Genomic DNA, 21498 nt, shown 5'->3' with positions numbered 1-21498 from the left:
GTATCCATACCAGTTGTGCTGGCGACCATAGCAAGAGTGAACCACCTGATCCCTTCCCGAACTCAGAAGTGAAACCTCTTAGCGCTGATGGTAGTGTGGGGTTTCCCATGTGAGAGTAAGTCATCGCCAGCTCATTATTCTAACACCCCGGTCTCGAAAGAAACCGGGGTGTTTCTTTATGCGGAAATAAATAATTGGTTGTTTTTAACTAAAAGAAATTCGTATTATTTCGATGTTTGCTTATTATTTAAACAATTAAAATAGAGTTTCTGTCTATGCAGTTTAAAATCATCGTGGCTCATGACCTAAATAAGCAACAACGACAACAAATTGCTGAGCTGTGTTTTGCTGCTTTTGATGAAGATCCTTGGAGTCAATATACCTTCATGCAAAATGCTGTACATATAATAGGCATATTGGATGATAATATTGTGTCACATGCTTTATGGACAGATCGAATTTTCACCTTAAACGATGGTATTACTGTAAAAACTGCTTACATAGAATATGTGACTACTGATTTCAAAATGCGTGGAAAAGGACTCGCATCTAAATTATTAAAATATTTAACTGATGCTTTAACTACTTTAGGCTATGAACTCGCGGCATTACAGCCTGAAGATGAGACATTCTATAAAAAATTAGATTGGATTTCGTGGTGGGGAGATTTATACATCAAACAAGATGCTTCCACTTATCTAACAGATGATTATCAAATTATGTTATTTCCGTTGAGCGCTCAGCTGAAAGAGCGACTAACTCATAATTTAGAAGACGATATTATTTGTGCCGATTGGAGAGAGGGTGAGCTTTGGTAACTCGCTATATAAAATTTTGGAAAAACTTTACTTTAGTGTTTAACCAGAAGATTAGGGTAGTGTTAATAACGTAAGATATGGATGAGAAAATAAACTTATTTAATCTAATAATTTGATTTTTAAAATAATTCTTAATTTTTTGTTTCTTAAAAAGAAATCTATGATAAGAGACACTCCTCATTTAAGAATTCAGGCATTACTTAGCTTTTCTACTTTCCTGTTTATTCTAGAAGCTTATAATGATTCAGAATCATTCCAAATCTAATAAGGATATAACATGTCTACTGATCAGCAATTTCCAACACCCAATAATTTAGGAATAGCAGTTTATCCAAATAATGCAGAAGCTATTGGCAATACTCCTTTAGTTCGCATTAATCGTTTGATTAAAACTGGTGCAACCGTATTAGCAAAAGTGGAAAGCCGTAATCCTGCATTTTCTGTGAAATGTCGTATCGGAGCGGCACTAATTGCCGATGCAGAAAAGCGTGGTGTGTTAAAAGAAGGCATGCATATTATTGAACCAACCAGTGGTAATACAGGGATTGCATTGGCTTTTGTTGCTGCTGCTAAGGGTTATCCAATTACTTTAACTATGCCTGCAAGTATGAGTCTTGAGCGTAGAAAAGTATTAAAAGCACTTGGTGCCAATTTAGTTTTAACTGAACCAGCGAAAGGGATGAAAGGTGCAGTTGATGAAGCTATACGATTAGCAGGTGAACAGCCAGATGTTTATTTCTTACCTCAACAATTTGAAAATCCCGCCAATCCACAAATCCATGTAGATACAACTGGCCCTGAAATTTGGCAAGCAACAGATGGACAAGTCGATATTTTGGTTGCAGGTGTTGGTACTGGCGGCACAATTACTGGTATTTCTCGTTATTTCGAACAAGTTCAAAATAAACCTTTATATTCTGTAGCCGTTGAGCCTGCTGAGTCTCCAATTATTACTCAAACTAGAAATGGAGAGAACATTACACCTGCGCCGCATAAAATTCAGGGAATTGGTGCGAACTTTATTCCAAAGAATCTTGATTTGGATCTTGTAGATGAAGTTTTACCAGTGACTAGTGAAGAAGCAATTCAGTGGGCAAGAAACTGTGCAACCCAAGAAGGTATTTTAGTGGGTATTTCAAGTGGCGCAGCTTTGGCTGCGGCGGCAAAAATTGCAGAACGCCCTGAAAATGCTGGTAAAACTATTGTTGTTATTCTGCCAGATAGTGGGGAGCGTTATTTATCTTCTGTTCTGTTTGACGGTTTATTTGACGAATAATATTAACTGTATAAAAAAGCCCATCTATTGATGGGCTTTTATTTAAGCTTATTTATAAAGCACTTTTTAAAGCTTTTTGATGACGTTTAACAGACCGGGCATATTTTTTAGCTTTGTGCCGTGTCCAGAAGCTTCGCTCATATCCAGTTGGTCCCACATTATAATAAGCCGTAGCCTTAAACCAACTATCCGCTGACTGATAATAGTGATTTAAGATATAAGCACCACATTGAATATTTGTAGATTCATCATACAAATTACCAGCACAAGTTTGTTGCCAATAGCTGGGAATAATTTGAGTTAAACCTACTGCACCCGTAGGCGAGAGGGCATTAGTATTGTAACTTGATTCTTGTCTTATGACTGCGGCAAGTAAAAGAGGGGGCACATTATATTGGTCAGCACTTTGAATAATTATTGGAGATAACCGATTCGCTGTGCTTTGTGGAACAGAATAAGCTTTTTGTAGACCAGACGAGAGCTTATTTGAACGCCATGAAAATGAACCACTATTCGGGCCTAAGCTTGTACACCCAGTCATTATTGTCATTAAAGCAATTACGAAAAATTTGAGACTCAAAATGTTTATTTGAGTCGGTTTAAAATAATTGTTAGATAAAGATGAGGTAAGCAAAATACAAAACCGATAATCAAATTTCAAATGAAATCATGGTATTCAGCTGTAATTAATCGATCAATATAAGTTCTGTTGCTCAGCACAAGCAAAGAGTGAGAGTTTTGTATAATTAAAATGAAAAAACCCCGACATCCTGTCGAGGTTCTTTCGTATTCAGCTTATGTAGCTAACTCCTGTCAACTACCGCTTCCTGCGTTCTTATTCTTCTTCAATGAGACATCCTGTCTCTCTATGCTTCATATATTATGAAAAAATACTAAAGATGAATATCCGCAAATCACCGCAAGTTTTGTACGTTTTAACTTACAGATCAACTTACTTAAATACGATGTCGACAAGTTTCTGGGCTATAGGAGCACAAATCAATACACTTGGAAAAGCCAATATCCATGCAATAATCCAAGCCGATACCCACAATGAAAGGAAATGATGATTTAGGCCCACTACTTTAAAAGTTGAAATACCTGAAACTATAAAAGACATCATTCCAGATAAAATGAAGAGGAATAAAAGCTTCTGTGCTTTCATGGTCTTATATTCCTTGATAAGCATTTAAGATCAATGCAAAATTTTCTCCAAATTGTTGGGCAGTTTTAATATCTCCTTCATCAAACCTATCGGCATTACTGCCATGTTCGGCCTGGGCCATTAAGCCTGACCATGAACCGAGACGGTTGGCTGCTTGAGTATAAGGAATACCTTGGTGTTGCTCAGGCATAATCGGGTTGCCAACCCATAACATGCCGTGTTGCATACAAAAGGTGAAAAGTGAAATTAGTGTCGATTGTTTGTCACCTGCGGGAAGGGAAGATACAGTAAAGCCAGCCGCCAGTTTTCCTTTAAAGCTCTGCTTTTTCCATAATGGACCAGTTGCATCCATGAGTTGTTTTAACTTGGAAGATACGCCCCCTAAATAAGTGGGGGATCCCCAAATTAAGCCGTCATATTGAATTAGGATTTCTGGGTTTTCCACAAGATGTTCAGCATTGAGTAAATCTACTTCGATATTTTCTTGGCTTAAGATGCCCGTTTGAATTTGCTGAGCAATAAATTGGGTGTGGCCTTGGCGGCTATAGTAAATAATGGCAACGGTTTTCATGAGTAGTTTCCTCTTTATTTAAAGTTGAAATAGTTTTGCAGTGAGATATAAGCCACAACCAAAAACACTATGGTTCATCAAACTTTTTAGGCAGTTCAAAAAAGGACGAGGGGTTTTTGAAGAAGTAAAACCACTACCCATCGCAGGTTGCATAATAAAAAAAGGAATGAGAACGGTGACTACACCAAACAGAAGTGCTGAATAAAACTGAGGATGGCTAAGCCAATCTGAGCTGACAATGAAGAGAAAGCTCAATGCAAAGATCAGCCCAACACTATAGTGAGCAACCCAGCCCAATAAATATTCACCCTTAATTTGAGGGCTTTGAGCTATAGATTGATGGATAATTTTCCTTTTAAATATCCAACCGACCCAGCGACCGAGAAAGGCGAAATTTAAGGTCGGAATTTTGAATATCTTTAATGTTAACAGCCAGATATCCATAATAATTGTTGCGCCAATGCCGAGACATAAAGCCTGAAAGAATAATGTGGAGAGATTCATTTTGAAACCTTGCTTTTATACGTCTGAAACGTGATAAATTTATTGTGCAAGTTAAAGTTCACTTGAAGTCAAGAGGGTGTTATGGATATTGGTGAAGTCGCTAAAAAGGCAAAAGTCACAACCGCTACACTACGTTTTTATGAAGAGAAAGGATTAATTAAATCGATAGGGCGACAAGGTTTACGTCGGCAGTATGGGAAACAAGTGCTTGATCAATTAGCACTCATTGCTTTAGGTCGTGCCGCAGGTTTTTCTTTAAATGAAATTGCCACAATGTTTGGACAAGATGGTAAGCCAGAGTTTGATCGGCAAAAATTAAAAGATAAAGCTAAACAATTAGAGCAAATGGCAAAACGATTGCATTTTATCAGTCAAGGATTAGAACATGCTGCTGTATGCCCTGCTGAAAACCATATGCAATGCCCAACCTTCCAGAACTTTTTAAAAGCAGCAATTGCTGGAGAATATCAGCCAACAAAACTTTAATCAGTTTTTAGCGAAGAGGTTGAATTTTTAAGGTTCTATTAAATAGTTAGTCTTGTCATATTTTCGCCATAAAGATTTCATCTTTTTGAAGTGAAAACTTCATATAAGCTTGATTAAATTTGCTTAATTTTTTACCAACTGTATAAAACTATGAGCAAAAAAACTTTAGTCGCATTATTATGCTGTGCCAGTTTAGGATTGACGGCATGTAATGATGATAATGATCAAGATCAAACATCACCTACTGAAAAAGTTACCGAACCGACCTTAATTTCTTTTGCCAAATTACCTGTAGAAACTTATGCGGCTGGCCCAGACTCTGGGGCATATGTGAAAGGTGCAAATGGAATTTATCCTCCATTTAAGGGTCAACCTGTACAAGGCTTTTCTGCTGCATTAAAAAATGAAGATGGCAGTTATATGGCAATGGCTGATAATGGTTTTGGGACTCAAGATAATTCAGCAGATTTTTTACTTCGTATTTATAAATTAAAACCTGATTTCAAAACTAAACCTAAAGGCACGGGTCAAGTAACTGTGCAAAGCTTTATCCAGCTGCGTGATCCGAACAAATTAATTCCATTTAATATCGTGAATGGTGATACAGCTGAGCGTTTATTAACGGGTGCTGATTTTGATCCAGAATCTATGCAACGTACTAATGATGGGACTTACTGGATTGGTGATGAATTTGGACCTTATTTACTTCATTTTTCAGCGGATGGTGTATTACTAGATGCACCAATTGCTCTGCCAAATCCGTTAAACCCGACTCAAGAGTTACGTTCACCACAAAATCAGTTTAATAAAGCACAAATTAATTTTGTAGAGCCTCTAGTTCAGCAAAGTGGTGGTTTTGAAGGAATGGCGATTTCGCCAGATGGGCAGTATCTTTACCCGCTTATAGAAAAGCCAATTAAATCAATCCGAGAAACGGAACGACAATTATTGATTTCTCAATTTGATCTGAAGAAAAAAGCGTATACAGGAAAATATTATTGGTTCCAGTTAGACAGCAAGGCAACAAATATTGGTGACTTCCAACTCTTTAATGATAAAGAAGGCATTATTATTGAGCGTGATGCGACCCAGAATAATTTAGGCGGATATAAAAAATTAATTCGTATTAAATTAAATGAGTCAGGCCAACTAGTAAGCCGTGAAGATTTAGTCGATTTAATTAAAATTGCTAACCCGAATTTGTTGTATGGCACAGCTAGAGCAGGGGATATTGGTACGGGACAGGTTTTTGCCTTCCCATTTGAAACCATTGAAGATGTGATTATTGAAAATGGCACAACGCTTACCGTTTTCAATGATAATAACTTCCCTGGTTCAACAGGACGTAATGCAAAATTGGCTGATGATAATGAAATTATTCAGATTCGTTTGCCAAAAGCTTTGTTCTAAGCTCTATAAATAAAAATTAAAACTGCGGCGGATTTTGTTCCGCCGTATTTATTCCAAGAATAAAATATTGAGTAAAGTTTAATCAAATTAATTTCTATATTGTTGTTTTCGCATGTTTTATAAACAGGGAAAATGAATGAAATTCATGTTAAAATGATCGGCTTTCATCTTTAGATGTCTCTCCTCCATCTGCTAGCCGAGATTCGCAAGCCATGTCTACTGCCTACACCATGCAGACTGCGCCCAAAGCGCTGTTTGATTACGACAAATATTGGGCGTCGTGTTTTGAACCCGCACCATTTTTGCCGATGTCACGAGAAGAAATGGACCAACTCGGCTGGGATGCATGTGACTTTATTTTAGTCTGTGGGGATGCTTATATTGATCATCCATCGTTTGTATCGGGTGTGATTGGGCGTGTACTTGAAGCACAAGGTTTCCGTGTCGGAATTATTGCACAGCCAGACTGGACCAATGTTGAAAGCTTCCGCGTTTTAGGTAAGCCTACGATTGCTTGGGGCGTGACCGCAGGTAATATGGATTCGATGATTAACCGTTATACGGCAGATCGTAAAATCCGTTCTGATGATGCTTATTCTCCAAACAATGAACCAAATAAACGTCCTGACCGCGCAGCAACAGTTTATTGCCAGCGCTGTCGTGAAGCTTTCCCAGATGTACCAGTGTTATTAGGTGGTATTGAAGGTAGTTTACGTCGTATTGCGCACTACGATTATTGGTCAGATAAAGTTCGTCGTTCGATTTTGATGGATTCAAAAGCCGATTTACTCATGTATGGTAATGGTGAGCGTGCCATTATTGATGTGATGCATCGTTTGGCCAAAGGTGAAAAAATCCACGAGATTACAGATGTTCGTGGTACAGCATTTATTATTAATAAACATAACAAAGCATCAAAAGCAAAGTTTGTTGAAGTTGCGAGTAATGATGTAGATACGATTGGGCGTGTTGATCCAATTATTAACCCCTATGTCATGACTGAAGATATTGATGGCTGTGAGGTTGAAAAAGAAAAGGGTAACTCTTTAGCTCAGTATCAAGATTTCCAGAAAGAGATTGTTGCAAATCCGATTGTGCGTGAAGGCGACAAACTCGATGACGACACTCAAATCGTTCAATTAAAGCCGGCACCGTCAAAAGCAATTAAACATAAATTACCTCCACGCGAGTTAGCGGTAATTCGTTTACCTTCTTTTGAAGAGGTGTCAAATGATCACGTGCTTTACGCACATGCAAACCGTATTTTGCACCTTGAAACTAATCCGGGTAATGCCCGTGCTTTGGTTCAACGCCATGGTGAACGTGATGTCTGGATCAATCCTCCACCAATTCCTCTAACGACTGAGGAAATGGACTATGTGTTTGATCTTCCATATGCACGTTTGCCGCATCCTACTTATGGCGATGCTCGTTTCCCTGCATTTGATATGATCAAATTCTCGGTTAACATTATGCGTGGCTGTTTTGGCGGCTGTACGTTCTGTTCGATTACAGAACATGAAGGACGTATTATTCAAAACCGTTCGGAAGATTCGATCTTACGTGAGATTGAAAAAATCCGTGATACGGCACCAAACTTCACCGGCATTATTTCAGACTTAGGTGGTCCAACGGCAAACATGTACCGTTTGCACTGTAAAGACCCTGAAATTGAGAAGAACTGTCGTAAACCTTCTTGTGTATATCCGGGCGTTTGTCAAAACTTGCATACCGATCATGCACCTTTAGTACAGCTTTATCGTAAAGCACGTGCGATTAAAGGTGTGAAGAAGATTCTCATTGGTTCAGGTTTACGTTATGACCTTGCAGTACTCAACCCTGAATATGTCAAAGAGCTGGTACAACACCACGTTGGCGGTTATTTAAAAATTGCTCCTGAACATACCGAAAATGGTCCTTTATCTAAGATGATGAAGCCGGGTATTGGTACGTATGATCGTTTCAAACAAATGTTTGACCGTTTCAGTAAAGAAGCAGGAAAAGAGCAATATTTAATTCCTTACTTTATTGCAGCACATCCGGGTACTTCAGATTATGACATGATGCACCTTGCAATTTGGTTGAAAAAGAATGGTTTCCGTGCCGATCAAGTACAGACGTTCTATCCATCGCCAATGGCAACTGCAACAACTATGTATTATTCGGGCAAAAACCCGCTTGCTAAAGTAGCTCGCTATACTGAAAAAGTTGATATTGTAAAAGGTGAGAAACGCCGTCGTCTGCATAAAGCATTCCTACGCTACCATGATCCAAACAACTGGCCATTGCTTCGTGAAGCTTTAAAAGAAATGGGCCGTGCAGATTTAATTGGTAATTCAAAGCAGCACTTGATCCCGACCTATCAGCCACAAGGTACTGCTGAAGGTGAATATAAGTCGGCACGTAAGAAGAACTCTTCTGTAGCGGGTGATTCAGCAAAACGTGGTCAAGGGCCATCTCGTTCAGCAGCAGGGCAAAAACGTCCACAAAAAGGACAGGTTCTAACCCAGCACACTGGTTTGCCTCCTCGTGAAACCGGTGAGAAAAGACCATTTGGTGGAAAAAGTAAACCTAAAAGCAAGGTTCGTGGATAGTGATAAAACAGGCTCTTAAATAGAGCCTGTTTTGTTTTTAAAGTGTCTATTTAAATCGTATAGTGAGATTTTTGAAGATTAAAAGTACAAAAAACGTAACGAATAATGAGAAATAGCAAAAATCTGACGAGCTGCACTTGATTGTTGTAGATTCTATGATTATAAATAATGTGAGGGTGGCTAAATTTAAGCCAAGCTTGATAACTACAAGTGAAATTACTAAGTGAACCTTTTAAAAAACGGCTGTGTCGTTATCAATTAAAACAAAGTGTGATCTAGCAAAATCATTATAAAAAACCTAAAGGATTGGACCCATGTACTATTTAATTACGATTTTATTATTATTTCTTGCTGTTGTAATGGCAGTGAAAAGTCTTTCGCGAAGGCATCAACATGATAGTGCCTTGAAGCGCCGTGCAGTATTAACTAGTCATGAGCAAATGACATTAACCAGACTACAAACAGTTTTACCTAAATTTACCGTGTTGGCACATGTATCCTTTGATGCATTATTAACTACAAAATATGCGCATACACGTCGAAAATATCAAAATATGGCAGCTGATTTTGTTGTACTTGATCAAAATTATCAGGTTGTTGTCATTGTAGTTCTTGGTGAAAATGGTTTACGCCGTGCGCATCAACAATATGAACGTCGTCTATTACAATTGGCTGGCTATCGTGTACTGCATTACAGTGAGGTACCTGATTATCACGATCTGAGAAGGGACTTATTGACTCCAGAAACAGAGATGGCAATTTTACATGCAACGCCGCAACTAGAACGAATGTCAAATGCGTTTGTGAAGTCTTAAAAATTAGAGATTATAGCAATTGATTAAAGAACTCATTAAAGAAGATCTTAATAACATGCTGACATTAACAATGTTAAAACTACTAAAAAATTGAGCAATATAACTAGGGATATTGCTCAATTTAGTGTCACTTTATATTTATAAAAATTAGGGAAGTACTGCAACAACCGTCATTTCTACAAGCACGTCCGGCGCATAAAGTTTGGATTCTACACAAGTACGTGCTGGAGGATGTCCTTCACTAATCCATGCATCCCAAACAGCATTCATTGCTGCATAATCTTTGTCGATATCTTTTAGAAAAATCATAACAGAAAGAATATGAGTTTTATCTGTTCCAGCTTCTGCCAATAGACGGTCAATATTATCTAAAGTTTGTTGAGTCTGTGCTGTAACATCTACGCTTGTATCGTCTGCGAGTTGGCCAGCTAAATGTACCAAATTACCTGAAATCGCAACTTCGCAGTAGCGTGAAGTCACGTGTAAACGCTTTACCGTCATAAAAATGCTCTAGAGTGGCTTTATTTAATAGTTTTGATTTTATGAAGAGTTGCTGGGTTGGTGCAAGCAAGTAGAAAGGAATTTCAGTAGATTATTGTGATGAAGGGATATCTAAGCCATGTATCAGAAGAGCCCTGTAATATTCGGATTTGGTCGTCACGCCAATCACAGGACGATATGCCGAAAGTAAAGGTTGCTTTGGCATGTTGCAAATACATGGGTAATGAATATGCGTTGATTAGGTTACTCTAAAGTCTCAGTAAAAGGGAGTCTATTTTGTTTAAAAGTTGCTCTTTTGAGTGAGAATTAATCAATCACCAAAGGTTAAGTTGGAAGTCATCCGCTTGGGTCTGTAATTGATAAACTCCTATACCAATTAAGCGGAACTGAAAATGTTCAGGAATCTGCATTTCATTTAATAATAAATATAAAACTTGGATTAAGTCCTGTAGCGACTGGATCGGTCTTTTAAAGCTTTTACTATGTTGTAAAGTCTGAAAATTCTTGAGTTTAAGTTTAATATTCACACCACGTGCATTGAGCTGTTTTTTCTCTAAGCTTTGCCAGACTTTCTCAGCTAGTCCTTGCCAATAGGGCTGGCATTGAACCAAAGTAAAGTCACTATCGAAAGTGGTCTCTTTCGAAATTTGTTGGCGGGCTCTTTCAGCTTGAACAGGTCTATGGTCAATTCCTTGTGCATATAGATAAAGTTGTTGTCCATATTTACCAAAGTGGTGAACTAAAACAGCCTCTTCAGTTTTCTGTAAATCACCTAAAGTATGTAATTGAAATTGCTGTAATTTTTCCTGAGTGACTTTGCCGACGCCAGGAATCTTTTTAAGAGGTAGGTCTTGAATAAAACTAGCGACTTGCGAAGGTTTGATTACACATAAACCATTAGGTTTGTTCCAGTCCGAAGCAATTTTTGCCAAAAATTTATTGGGGGCTACACCTGCTGATGCTGTCAGTCCAGTTAACCTAAAAATATCTTCCCGAATATGCATCGCAACCTCGGTTGCACTCGCAATCTGTTTTAGGTTTTCAGTGACATCTAAATAGGCTTCATCTAAAGATAAAGGTTCAATAAGCAGAGTATATTGCTGAAAAATAGAGTGAATTTGAGCGGAAACTGTGCGGTATTTTTCAAAATTTGGCTCAATAATAACGACTTGAGGGCATAGTTTCCTTGCCTGACTCATCGACATGGCTGAACGCAGACCAAATTCACGGGCAGGATAGGATGCAGCAGCAATGACAGCTCGCGGATGATGAGAAGAAATAACCACAGGGAGATGCTTTAGATCAGGACGCTCTCGCAATTCGACTGATGCATAAAAGGCATCCATATCGATATGAATGATTTTGCGCATATTATTGTGCTTTCACGATGCCTTGCTGCTGTAAGAATTGGTGCCATTCTTTGACTGAACCCTCATAAACATTTAAGTCTACGGGCTTTATTATCCCTTCAATTTTACCCTGATTACTATGCTGCCAAAAGAGCCATTTTCTCTTGTCTTTAAGTTCAGGTTTTCCTTCATAATCACGAACCCAAAGGGGGGTATTAGGAAAACTACCGATTAACACAATGTGATAAAAAGTTTTAGAAATATAAAAGATAGGCTGTTTGCCATAATGCTGTTTTAGGCGATCATGCATGATGCCTATTTCTTTAAGTAATTGTTCTTTGGTATGCGAATTAATACAGTTACCGTCATATTCCAGATCAATGACAGGGGGGAGCGTATCTGCTTTTTTTGGAACTGTTGCAATAAAATTTTCGGCTTGTGTTTTACCATCACGACATAGACGATAAAAGTGGTAAGCCCCTACATGAAGCCCATGTTCACGAGCTTTGAGCCAGTTTTCTTGAAATTTTGAATCTTTGTAATCGCCGCCTTCAGTCGCTTTTAAATAAACGAATTGAAACTTTTCTGGTGATATTTTTTTCCAGTCGATATCACCTTGATGGTGAGAGACATCGAACCCTTGAACTGGATAATCTTGAGCAATTGCTTTTTGTTGGTAGAACAGACCGAAGTAAGTGAGAACCCCCATGACACAAGCTAAAACAATACCGATTACGGTGTTGTAGCGTGGTGCAGAAAAGGTTTTTGCCAGCTTGGTCATGCAAAACTCAGTAAAGATTTGAAGCCGACATCATAACGTGATTCAAGAGGGAGAAACCACGCTAAAAATGCAACGGCTTATACGGGGGTATTTTTTGGAATTTGCCAGAAAATAAGCGCTGTAATGACATTGATACAGCCGAGGCAAATGAGAGTGACGTGGAATGCAGTGGTCACATGGTCAGCTCCATAATAATCAGTAAAGATATTAATGAGTGTGCCCGCGAGTGCCACGCCAATACTCATTGATAGCATCATGATCATCGACAAGAAACTATTACCGCTGCTTGCATCTTGTTGAGGCAAATCTTTTAAGGTCAATGTGTTCATACCCACAAATTGCAGTGAGTTTAATGTGCCAAATAAGAAAAAGTGCAAGGCTCTAAACCAAGTTGGAGTGTCGACTGTCATGATGGCGAAAGAGGCAATACATAACCCGACCAGCGTTGTGTTGATGAGTAAAAAACGTCGATAGCCTATTTTTTGAATAATAGGTCTGACAATTGGTTTTGAAAATAACGAGCCTAACACCAGTGGAATCATCATTAAACCGGCAATAAAGGGTTCAAAGCCAAAAGCCACCTGTAGCATGAGCGGTAAAACAAAAGGTAAGGCATTACCACCAAAGCGGGCAAAGAAGTTACCTAAAATACCAATTGCATAAATTTTGTTTCTAAAAAGTCGGCTACGGAACAACGCATTTTGATGAGTATGAGAGTGATAGGCATACCAAAGCGTTGCGATTATACCGAAGACTAGTAGCGAAATACTGAACCATTTTGAATATTCAGGTGAGGCTAAATGTTCGATACCCAAAGACCATCCAATCATAGCCACCACTAATAAGATGAAGCCGCCCAAATCAAATGTTTTGACTGAAGGTTCTTTTAAATTAGGCATGACTTTTAATGTCATTAAGATGCCTAAGATACCCATGGGAATATTAATTAGGAAAATCCAGTGCCACGTTGCAACTTCAACTAACCAACCACCTAAAGTTGGACCAGCCAACGGCCCGAGTAAACCTGCAAGACTCATTAAGCTCATTGCAGCTAAAAACTGAGTTCGGGGAATAATCTTTAAAAGTGATAGTCGACCTACAGGAAGTAGTAAGGCTCCGCCTACGCCTTGGATGACTCGGAAAAATAAGAGTTCATTGAGGCTCTGAGAAAGACCACAACCTAAAGAGGCTAAAGTAAAAATAACGATTGCCGATAAGAAAATATTTCTAACACCAAAGCGATCTGCTAACCATCCACTTAAAGGAATGCAGGCGGCTACTGATAAAACATAGGCCACTACTACGCTATGCATGCGTAGAGGGTCTTCATTTAAATGGTGAGCCATTGCAGGAATAGCTGTATTTACAATTGTTGTGTCCAAAGCCTGCATAAAAAAGCCAATGGAAACCAAAAGTACGAGTAAGCGATATTCAGGTTGCAAGGCTTGGTGAGTCGGCGTGGCATTCATAACATTTGAAAGTTAACGTTTTGGTCTAGTGTAAAACAAATTGAAAGTAAAAAAAGTAAGACAATGTTGATTACCCCTTTAATAAATCTAAGTGCTTTTGAGGGTAGCGGTGAAAATAGTTAAAACAAAAAAAGCGGCAGAACCGCTTTTTTATGGAGAGTAGGTGGGTAACTAAACAACAAATCTTTTCGGCATTTTTAAATTTTTAATGACGTTATAAATTTGATCGACATCATCACATACAATTAATTTAGCTCGGTGCTGAAGGGGAAGAAAACCTTCTTGAACCGCATGGTCTAGTTGGGCAATCAATGCATTATAAAAGCCATTTACGTTATACAAAATCATGGGTTTTTGGTGTTGGTTAAGTTGGCCCCAAGTGGCTATTTCCAATATTTCTTCGAATGTTCCTAAACCGCCGGGTAATGCAATAAATGCACTTGCACGCTCTGCCATCATGGCTTTGCGCTCGTGCATGGTTTCTACGATATGTAATTCGGTTAAGCCAGCATGGGCTACTTCATAGTCGAGCATAAATTCAGGAATGACACCGACAGCTTCTCCGCCGTTTGCGAGAACGCTTTCAGCAACTTGTCCCATTAAACCAATACTGGCACCACCGTAGACTAAACCGAAACCTTGGTCAGCTATTCCATGAGCGAGTTCAATTGCCTTTTCTCGGTAGATCGGGTTATTTCCCGCACGTGAACCACAATATAATGCAATAAGAGGTTGTTTTGTTTTTACAGCTGTTATTGGTGAATCATTTACTGCCATTGTTAATACGCTATTCATTGTTTTATTTTCACCTTATCACGTTCATATTTCTTGTCTACACTAAGCAAAAAATATGACAACTTTATAAGCAGATTTATAGTAAAGACTCATGTTTTGTATGGGTTTGGTGAATGCCTGTCATGAACAAATAAAAATGATGAATTTATGTTAAATCTTGCCTATACTAAAAATTCGTTTAACAACATATGAACAAATATGGGTAGTGGTTGTAGTCGCTCCGTTTTAATTTCTTGTCCTAAAAAAACATTTTCCCTCCTTTGTATGGGCATGCCTGCTGTGTTGCCAAATAAAGATAAAATCCAATCAGCACAGGAGCAGGATCGATGATCTTTGAATGGATGTCTGATCCATCTGCTTGGGTGGGTTTAGCAACTTTAATCGTTCTTGAAATTGTATTGGGGATCGATAACCTCGTTTTCATCGCTATTTTGGCTGAAAAACTGCCGCCAGAGCAGCGAGCTAAAGCACGTATAATTGGTTTAATACTCGCCTTAGGAATGCGGCTAATACTTTTAGCTTCGATTGCTTGGGTCGTGACACTGACAGAACCACTCTTCCATATTTTTAATCACCCATTCTCTGGGCGTGATTTGATCTTGTTGTTCGGTGGTGTGTTCTTGCTCTTTAAAGGCACCATGGAATTGCATGAGCGCATGGAAGGTAATCAACTTCATAAAGAAGATAACCCTGTTCATGCTGCGTTCTGGATGGTCATTGTCCAGATTGTTGTGCTTGATGCTGTGTTCTCGTTAGATAGTGTGATTACCGCTGTAGGTATGGTGAAAGAGCTGTCAATCATGATGGTTGCAGTTGTAATTGCTGTCGGAATCATGTTGTGGGCATCGAAACCGCTCATGGACTTTGTGAATAAGCATCCAACGGTCGTTATTCTGTGTCTTGGTTTCTTAATGATGATTGGTTTCTCTTTGGTGGTGGAAGGTTTTGGTTTCCATATTCCGAAGGGCTACTTATATGCTGCAATTGGCTTCTCGGTTTTGGTGGAAATTATCAACCAGAGCATGCGTCGCAATCAGGAAAAACTGGTTACAACTACAGACTTACGTTATCGCACTGCTTCAGCCGTGTTACGTATGCTAGGAAGTAAAAGCAGTGGTTCTAGCTCAGATACGCAATCTTCTGATAAAGAAGACGTATTGGCTACACAAGCTTTTGCAGATGAAGTTTTTGACGAAGAAAATGGCGCTTATCATAGTGTGCTTGTGCAAGGTGTTCTTGGTTTATCAGAGCGTCCTGTAAAGTCTGTTATGACTCCACGACCTGAACTTGAGTGGATTGATTTAGACGACGAACCGGAAGTTTTAAAAGAACGTTTAATGTCAATGACGCACTCTCGTTTGATTGTTGCACGTGGTGAGCTTGATAATATTGAAGGTATTGCACTTACTCATAAAGTTCTAAATGGCTTTATCGAAACAGGTGTGGTCGATTTCCAAAAGCATTTACGTGAACCTGTCATTGTGCATGAAAATGCTCAAGTACTTATGGTGATGGAGCAATTACGTCAAGCACCGTTACAAATGGCAATCGTTTTAAATGAATACGGTTCAATTGAAGGTATTGCAACGCCAATTGATATTTTAGAAGCCATTGCGGGTGAATTCCCTGATGAAGATGAGCTAGATGCAGCCGCTGAGAGCTTGGCAGATGGTTCATTAATACTTGAAGGTTCAACGGACATTCGCCACGTATCGCTTTTATTAGGCCGTGATTTGGTCGATGAGAGTGAACAGTATTCAACTTTGTCAGGTTATTTGTTATTCCATTTAGGCCGCTTACCAGAAAATGGTGAAGCTGTTGAAGCAGATGGTTATCGCTTTGAAGTGATTACGATGGAAGGTCATAAAATCGAGAAGGTTCATATTGTTTCTATCGAACAAGATGAATCAAAAGATTAAATGACATTTTAAGTCTAGAAACATCATAAAATAGCTCAACTCTGAGCTATTTTTTTATTTGAGAAACACAGAATGACTCAACACACTTGTCCATGTGGAAAAGGCAGCTATGCAGAATGTTGTGAGCCTTTACATTTAGGCACAGCAAAAGCCCTGACGGCAGAGCAGCTTATGCGTTCGCGTTATAGTGCTTTTGCATTACAGCAAATTGATTATATTGTGAAAACAACCGCTTTAGGCCAGCAAACTGCACTTGATAAAGATGCCATTGCAGACTGGAGTAAACAAAATCAATGGTTGGGTTTAGACGTCGTTAACACCAAAGAAAAACTCGATAAAACCCATGCACAGGTTGAATTCAAGGCACATTATCATGATGGACAAAAAGCTCATGTTCACCATGAGGTTTCACATTTTGTATATCATCAACAACAATGGTTTTTTCTTGATCCCACTGTAGATATGCATGTCACCATGAAACAGCCTTGCATATGTGGCTCTGGAAAAAAATTTAAACAATGCTGTGCACAATTCCTATAACTTTATCTTAAAATACGCGCACCGTTTGGCCTGAGGGAAAGGGCAATGTTACTCACCGTTATTTATATTATTGCGATTACTGCCGAAGCCATGACAGGCGCATTGTCTGCTGGGCGACGGAGTATGGACTGGTTCGGTGTCGTACTGATTGCCTGTGTGACTGCTTTAGGTGGTGGGTCTGTACGTGATGTATTACTTGGCCACTATCCTTTAACTTGGGTAAAACATCCTGAATATCTTGTTCTGACTTGTTGTGCTGCTTTTGTCACAATCATTATTGCCAAATGGATGCGTCACTTACATAACATCTTTTTGGTGCTCGATGCTTTAGGACTAATTGGATTTACCATTATTGGTTGTCAGATTGCCTTACAAATGGGGCATGGTTTTGTCGTATCGGCAGTAGCAGGGGTGTTAACTGGAGTTTCTGGCGGTATTTTGCGTGACATTTTATGTAACGATGTTCCGTTCGTTTTCCGTCGCGAACTTTATGCGAGTATTTCTTTTGTAGCTGTCATTTGCTATTGGGTATGCTTAGATTTGGGATTCAGTTTAGAGTTAACTGTTATTTCAACCTTAATTTTCGGTTTTACTCTGCGTCTGATTGCGATCTATTTCGGCTTAGAAATGCCTAAGTTTATTTATAAAGATGACGATGCAGAATCAGCTTCATCAACCGATGAACATTAATCATGCAGAATACGATGTGAGCATGCTATAACAATTAAATATTGTATTGCTCACTTATTCTTTCCAGTAGAGTTTTCTTATGGATCTGGTTTCACGTATACAAAATCTTCCAATTGGCAAATTCCACTACACTTTATTGTGGGTGGTTGGGTTAGGTTGGATGTTTGATGCGATGGACACCGGTATCATTGCTTTTATCATGACAACGCTTGTTAAAGACTGGGCATTAACACCAGCCGAAAGTGGTTGGATTGTCAGTATTGGCTTTGTGGGAATGGCTATTGGAGCAGTTTGCTCGGGAGCCTTAGCCGATCGTTTTGGCCGAAAGACAATATTTGCCACAACCATGGCAATTTATAGTATTGCGACCGCCTTATGTGCTTTTGCTCCAGATTTAAAATGGTTATTGATTTTCCGTTTTATTGTTGGCCTTGGACTTGGCGGACAGTTACCTGTTGCGGTGACATTGGTGAGTGAATATATACCCTCACATGTGCGTGGTCGTTTTATTGTATTACTTGAAAGTTTTTGGGGTTTAGGCTGGTTAGTTGCAGCGTTAATTTCTTATTTTATTATTCCTAAATTTGGCTGGCATATCGCATTTCTGATGGGTGGCCTCCCTCTAATTTATATTTTAGTGATTTGGAAAAAACTCCCCGAGTCGATACCGTACCTCATTAACCGTGGTCGTATCGAAGAAGCGCATGCATTAGTACAAAAACTAGAAGCTCAGGCGGGTGTCCAAATCGTTCATCACATTGAAGTTGTGCCTGTCGCCATACAACAAAAGGTCTCTTTTAAACAACTTTGGAGTGGCCCTTTTGCACGCCGTAGTTTAATGCTTTGGCTCATCTGGTTTGGGATCGTCTATTCCTACTACGGTATCTTTACGTGGTTGCCAAGTTTATTGGTGAAACAGGGCTATGACATTGTTAAATCTTTTGAATATGTTTTGCTGATGATTTTGGCACAGCTACCCGGTTACTTGGCAGCGGCATGGTTTGTTGAGCGATTGGGTAGAAAAATTACTCTCGCTTCATTTATCGGGTTTTGTGCATTGTCTGCATATTTCTTTGGACAAGCCGACAGCGTAAATAGCATTATGTTTTGGGGCTGTCTCATGTCTTTCTTTAATTTAGGGGCATGGGGCGTTTTATACACCTATACGCCAGAACAATATCCAGCCAATATTCGGGCTTTTGGTTCGGGCTGGGCATCGGCAATGGGGCGTTTAGGCGGAATTTTGGCGCCGATTGTGGTTACTCATATGATGGTTGCAAAGCATGGGTTTAGCCATGTTTTTATGATGTTTACCGTTGTTTTACTTTTGGTCGCGGCTGTAATTTTAATATTAGGTGAAGAAACCCAAGGGAAAAGACTAGAGTCGATAGGCTTGTAGTTTTGCCTAACTTTATAGCAAGTAACTAAAAATATAGAGAGATGAGACATAATTTGACGCTCAGGTGACAGACTCCCTCTTGTGTCTGTAACATAGCCCACTTAGCATAAGACTCATTTAAAATAACGACTGATTTGGAAGATAAGCTGACTATGACCAGCCTTGCGCATCAAGCGACAGAAAACCGCTCTGTAGCCGAATTTACTGAACAGGCTTACTTGAATTATGCCATGTACGTCATTATGGACCGTGCATTGCCGCATATTAGTGATGGCTTAAAGCCTGTACAGCGCCGTATTGTCTATGCCATGAGCGAGCTAGGCTTAAAAAATAGCGGCAAGCCAAAAAAATCAGCACGTACAGTAGGTGATGTGCTCGGTAAGTATCATCCTCATGGTGACTCGGCATGTTACGAAGCGATGGTATTGATGGCCCAGCCATTTAGTTATCGTTATCCTTTAATTGAAGGACAAGGTAACTGGGGGGCACCAGATGATCCTAAGTCATTTGCTGCGATGCGTTATACCGAAGCAAAGCTTTCTGCTTACAGTGAGTTGTTGTTAAATGAGCTAGGTCAGGGCACAACTGACTGGCAAGATAACTTTGATGGTTCATTAAAAGAACCTATTACGTTGCCAGCGCGTATTCCTAATATTCTACTCAACGGCACAACTGGTATTGCGGTTGGTATGGCGACGGATATTCCTCCACATAATTTACGTGAAGTGATTAAAGGCACGATTGCATTAATTCGTAACCCGCAAACTTCAGATGAAAAATTGGCTGAATATATTCCAGGGCCAGATTTACCAACAAAAGCTGAAATTATTACTCCGCCAGAAGAATTACTCAAAATCCAGACCACTGGTCGTGGCAGTTACCGCATGCGAGCGGTTTATACCTTCGAAAAAAATGAAATCGTGATTACTGAATTGCCTTATCAAGTATCGGGCTCTAAGGTGATTACTCAAATTGCCGACCAAATGCAGGCCAAAAAGCTGCCATTAGTCGTTGATATTCGTGACGAGTCGGATCATGCGAACCCAACACGATTAGTGATTGTACTTCGCTCTAACCGCATTGATGCGGAAGCGGTAATGAGTCACTTATTTGCAACCACCGATCTAGAGTCGAGCTACCGTGTTAATTTAAACATGATTGGTGAGGATGGACGTCCTCAAGTTAAATCGATTCGTCGTATCTTGCTTGAATGGATTGAGATCCGTAAAAAAACAGTAACTCGCCGTTTAGAATATCATTTAAACCGAATTGAGAAACGCCTGCATATTTTGGCAGGTCTTTTAATTGCTTATCTTGATATTGATACAGTGATTCGTATTATCCGTGAAGAAGATCAGCCTAAACCTGTCTTGATGGAACATTTCAATATTGATGAGATACAGGCAGAAGCAATTTTAGAACTCAAGTTGCGTCATTTAGCAAAACTTGAAGAGATGGAAATCCGTCATGAACAAGATGAGCTTGCTGCAAAAGCTGCCATTATTCGTGAGCAATTAGAAAATCCAGAATCTTTAAAAAATTTGATTATTGGTGAATTAAAAGAAGACGCGAAAAAGTTTGGTGACGAACGCCGCTCTCCAATCGTGGTGCGTGCTGAAGCTGTTCAGATTAAAGAACAGGATTTAATGCCAGCTGAAGCGGTAACGGTGGTTTTATCTGAAGCGGGATGGATTCGTGCTGCAAAAGGTGCGGATGTTGATGCAGAGAATTTAAACTATCGTGCGGGCGACCAATATTTAAGTCACGCTGTGGGTAAAACTAATCAACGGATCTATTTCCTTGATGAGACAGGGCGTAGTTATGCCTTACCTATTAGCAGTTTGCCATCAGCAAGAGGTTTGGGTGAACCATTAAGTTCTAAACTTGCTCCTGCAAGTGGCGTGTCGTTTATTCAGGTTTATCTAGAAGATGAAGAGTCTGAACTTATCGCTGCGAGTACCTCGGGTTATGGGTTTAAGACTCAAACCAAACAGCTAGATACCAATGCCAAGGCAGGTAAGACATTCTTGTCTGTTCCTGAAAAATCAAAAGCTTTACCATTAATATCTGCTCAGAATATGACGCACTTAGCGGTGCTCAGCTCAGCAGGTCGACTCTTGATTATTGATTTGGCAGAACTACCAAATCTAAATAAGGGTAAAGGTAATAAGTTGATACAACTTGATGCGAAAGAGCAAATTTTATCCATGACAACCCTGAACTTAGATGAAATAATTCAGGTGGTTGCAGGTCAGCAACATCTAAAATTAAAAGGTGATGATCTACAAAAATATATGGGTAAACGAGCTTCGAAAGGTCAGCTCTTACCACGTGGATATCAAAAAGCAAATAAACTGTTGATTCAGAGATAAAGCTAGCGTCTGGCAACATAAATACGCTATATATGGCAACATGT

Annotated in this window: 20 protein-coding genes, 1 rRNA gene and 1 pseudogene; 13 read left to right on the top strand and 9 right to left on the bottom strand. The window is 39.4% G+C overall.

Features of this window, described 5'->3' with window-relative positions:
* Positions 1-17: 17 nt before the first annotated feature.
* The 3 genes from rrf (at position 18) to cysK (ending at position 2094) form a co-directional block, all read left to right on the top strand.
* Positions 18-132: ribosomal RNA gene (gene rrf, locus MJX77_RS04410) — 5S ribosomal RNA — on the top strand.
* A 143-nt stretch (positions 133-275) separates the two neighbouring features.
* Positions 276-818, top strand: a complete 543-nt coding sequence (locus tag MJX77_RS04405) for a GNAT family N-acetyltransferase (RefSeq protein WP_252060630.1) — start codon at positions 276-278, stop codon at positions 816-818.
* A 277-nt stretch (positions 819-1095) separates the two neighbouring features.
* Positions 1096-2094: a cysteine synthase A gene (gene cysK, locus MJX77_RS04400; RefSeq protein ID WP_192835092.1), complete on the top strand. Its 999-nt coding sequence runs from the start codon at positions 1096-1098 to the stop codon at positions 2092-2094.
* Between the two features lie 52 nt (positions 2095-2146).
* Here the strand turns inward: cysK and MJX77_RS04395 are convergent, their stop codons facing one another.
* From MJX77_RS04395 to MJX77_RS04380, 4 genes are all read right to left on the bottom strand, one after another.
* The gene (locus MJX77_RS04395; protein ID WP_111855775.1) at positions 2147-2755 is read right to left on the bottom strand and encodes a lytic transglycosylase domain-containing protein; all 609 of its coding nucleotides are present in this window, start codon (positions 2753-2755) and stop codon (positions 2147-2149) included.
* Positions 2756-3046: 291 nt separating this feature from the next.
* Positions 3047-3259, bottom strand: a complete 213-nt coding sequence (locus MJX77_RS04390; RefSeq protein WP_191901030.1) for a DUF2798 domain-containing protein — start codon at positions 3257-3259, stop codon at positions 3047-3049.
* A gap of 4 nt (positions 3260-3263) precedes the next feature.
* Positions 3264-3830 carry a flavodoxin family protein gene (locus MJX77_RS04385; RefSeq protein ID WP_252060629.1) on the bottom strand — a complete coding sequence of 189 codons (567 nt, stop codon included), beginning with the start codon at positions 3828-3830 and terminating at the stop codon, positions 3264-3266.
* A gap of 18 nt (positions 3831-3848) precedes the next feature.
* Positions 3849-4334: a DUF2938 domain-containing protein gene (locus MJX77_RS04380; RefSeq protein WP_252060628.1), complete on the bottom strand. Its 486-nt coding sequence runs from the start codon at positions 4332-4334 to the stop codon at positions 3849-3851.
* Positions 4335-4415: 81 nt separating this feature from the next.
* On the opposite strand from MJX77_RS04380, the gene MJX77_RS04375 reads away from it, so the two are divergent.
* The 4 genes from MJX77_RS04375 (at position 4416) to MJX77_RS04360 (ending at position 9639) form a co-directional block, all read left to right on the top strand.
* Complete coding sequence (locus MJX77_RS04375; RefSeq protein ID WP_252060627.1) at positions 4416-4820, top strand: helix-turn-helix domain-containing protein; 405 nt, start codon at positions 4416-4418, stop codon at positions 4818-4820.
* Between the two features lie 150 nt (positions 4821-4970).
* Positions 4971-6230, top strand: coding sequence for an esterase-like activity of phytase family protein (locus tag MJX77_RS04370; protein WP_252060626.1), 1260 nt, complete (start codon positions 4971-4973; stop codon positions 6228-6230).
* 212 nt (positions 6231-6442) lie between these two features.
* On the top strand, positions 6443-8824 hold the full coding sequence (locus tag MJX77_RS04365; protein ID WP_252060625.1) for a YgiQ family radical SAM protein: 2382 nt from the start codon (positions 6443-6445) through the stop codon (positions 8822-8824).
* Between the two features lie 314 nt (positions 8825-9138).
* Positions 9139-9639, top strand: a complete 501-nt coding sequence (locus tag MJX77_RS04360) for a DUF2726 domain-containing protein (protein WP_005301476.1) — start codon at positions 9139-9141, stop codon at positions 9637-9639.
* A 147-nt stretch (positions 9640-9786) separates the two neighbouring features.
* Here MJX77_RS04360 and MJX77_RS04355 read toward each other — a convergent pair whose 3' ends face one another.
* Positions 9787-10140, bottom strand: a complete 354-nt coding sequence (locus MJX77_RS04355; RefSeq protein ID WP_004795237.1) for a RidA family protein — start codon at positions 10138-10140, stop codon at positions 9787-9789.
* A 193-nt stretch (positions 10141-10333) separates the two neighbouring features.
* Here MJX77_RS04355 and MJX77_RS04350 point away from each other — a divergent pair.
* Positions 10334-10450: pseudogene (locus MJX77_RS04350) on the top strand (hypothetical protein).
* A 4-nt stretch (positions 10451-10454) separates the two neighbouring features.
* Here the strand turns inward: MJX77_RS04350 and dinB are convergent.
* From dinB to MJX77_RS04330, 4 genes are all read right to left on the bottom strand, one after another.
* Complete coding sequence (gene dinB / locus MJX77_RS04345; protein WP_252060624.1) at positions 10455-11510, bottom strand: DNA polymerase IV; 1056 nt, start codon at positions 11508-11510, stop codon at positions 10455-10457.
* Position 11511: 1 nt separating this feature from the next.
* On the bottom strand, positions 11512-12270 hold the full coding sequence (locus MJX77_RS04340) for a glycoside hydrolase family 25 protein (RefSeq protein WP_252060623.1): 759 nt from the start codon (positions 12268-12270) through the stop codon (positions 11512-11514).
* Between the two features lie 77 nt (positions 12271-12347).
* Entirely contained in the window at positions 12348-13739 is a 1392-nt protein-coding gene (gene mdtD, locus MJX77_RS04335; protein ID WP_252060622.1) for a multidrug transporter subunit MdtD, read from the bottom strand.
* A gap of 171 nt (positions 13740-13910) precedes the next feature.
* The gene (locus MJX77_RS04330) at positions 13911-14534 is read right to left on the bottom strand and encodes an LOG family protein (RefSeq protein WP_013199154.1); all 624 of its coding nucleotides are present in this window, start codon (positions 14532-14534) and stop codon (positions 13911-13913) included.
* A gap of 326 nt (positions 14535-14860) precedes the next feature.
* Between MJX77_RS04330 and MJX77_RS04325 the strand changes: the two genes are divergently transcribed.
* From MJX77_RS04325 to parC, 5 genes are all read left to right on the top strand, one after another.
* Positions 14861-16453: a TerC family protein gene (locus MJX77_RS04325; protein WP_005301484.1), complete on the top strand. Its 1593-nt coding sequence runs from the start codon at positions 14861-14863 to the stop codon at positions 16451-16453.
* Between the two features lie 72 nt (positions 16454-16525).
* Positions 16526-16993 (top strand): YchJ family protein, encoded by a 468-nt coding sequence (locus MJX77_RS04320; RefSeq protein WP_252060621.1) that lies wholly within the window; start codon positions 16526-16528, stop codon positions 16991-16993.
* A gap of 45 nt (positions 16994-17038) precedes the next feature.
* Positions 17039-17683 (top strand): trimeric intracellular cation channel family protein, encoded by a 645-nt coding sequence (locus tag MJX77_RS04315; protein ID WP_004795225.1) that lies wholly within the window; start codon positions 17039-17041, stop codon positions 17681-17683.
* Positions 17684-17762: 79 nt separating this feature from the next.
* Complete coding sequence (gene niaP, locus MJX77_RS04310) at positions 17763-19082, top strand: niacin transporter NiaP (RefSeq protein ID WP_005301502.1); 1320 nt, start codon at positions 17763-17765, stop codon at positions 19080-19082.
* A gap of 152 nt (positions 19083-19234) precedes the next feature.
* Positions 19235-21454, top strand: a complete 2220-nt coding sequence (parC, locus tag MJX77_RS04305) for a DNA topoisomerase IV subunit A (RefSeq protein ID WP_252060620.1) — start codon at positions 19235-19237, stop codon at positions 21452-21454.
* Positions 21455-21498: the final 44 nt, after the last annotated feature.

This window comes from Acinetobacter sp. AHP123, assembly GCF_023757925.1.
GTDB lineage: Bacteria > Pseudomonadota > Gammaproteobacteria > Pseudomonadales > Moraxellaceae > Acinetobacter > Acinetobacter oleivorans.
The sequence above is the reverse complement of the archived record's forward strand: the minus strand, read 5'-3'. Positions and strand labels throughout refer to the sequence as shown.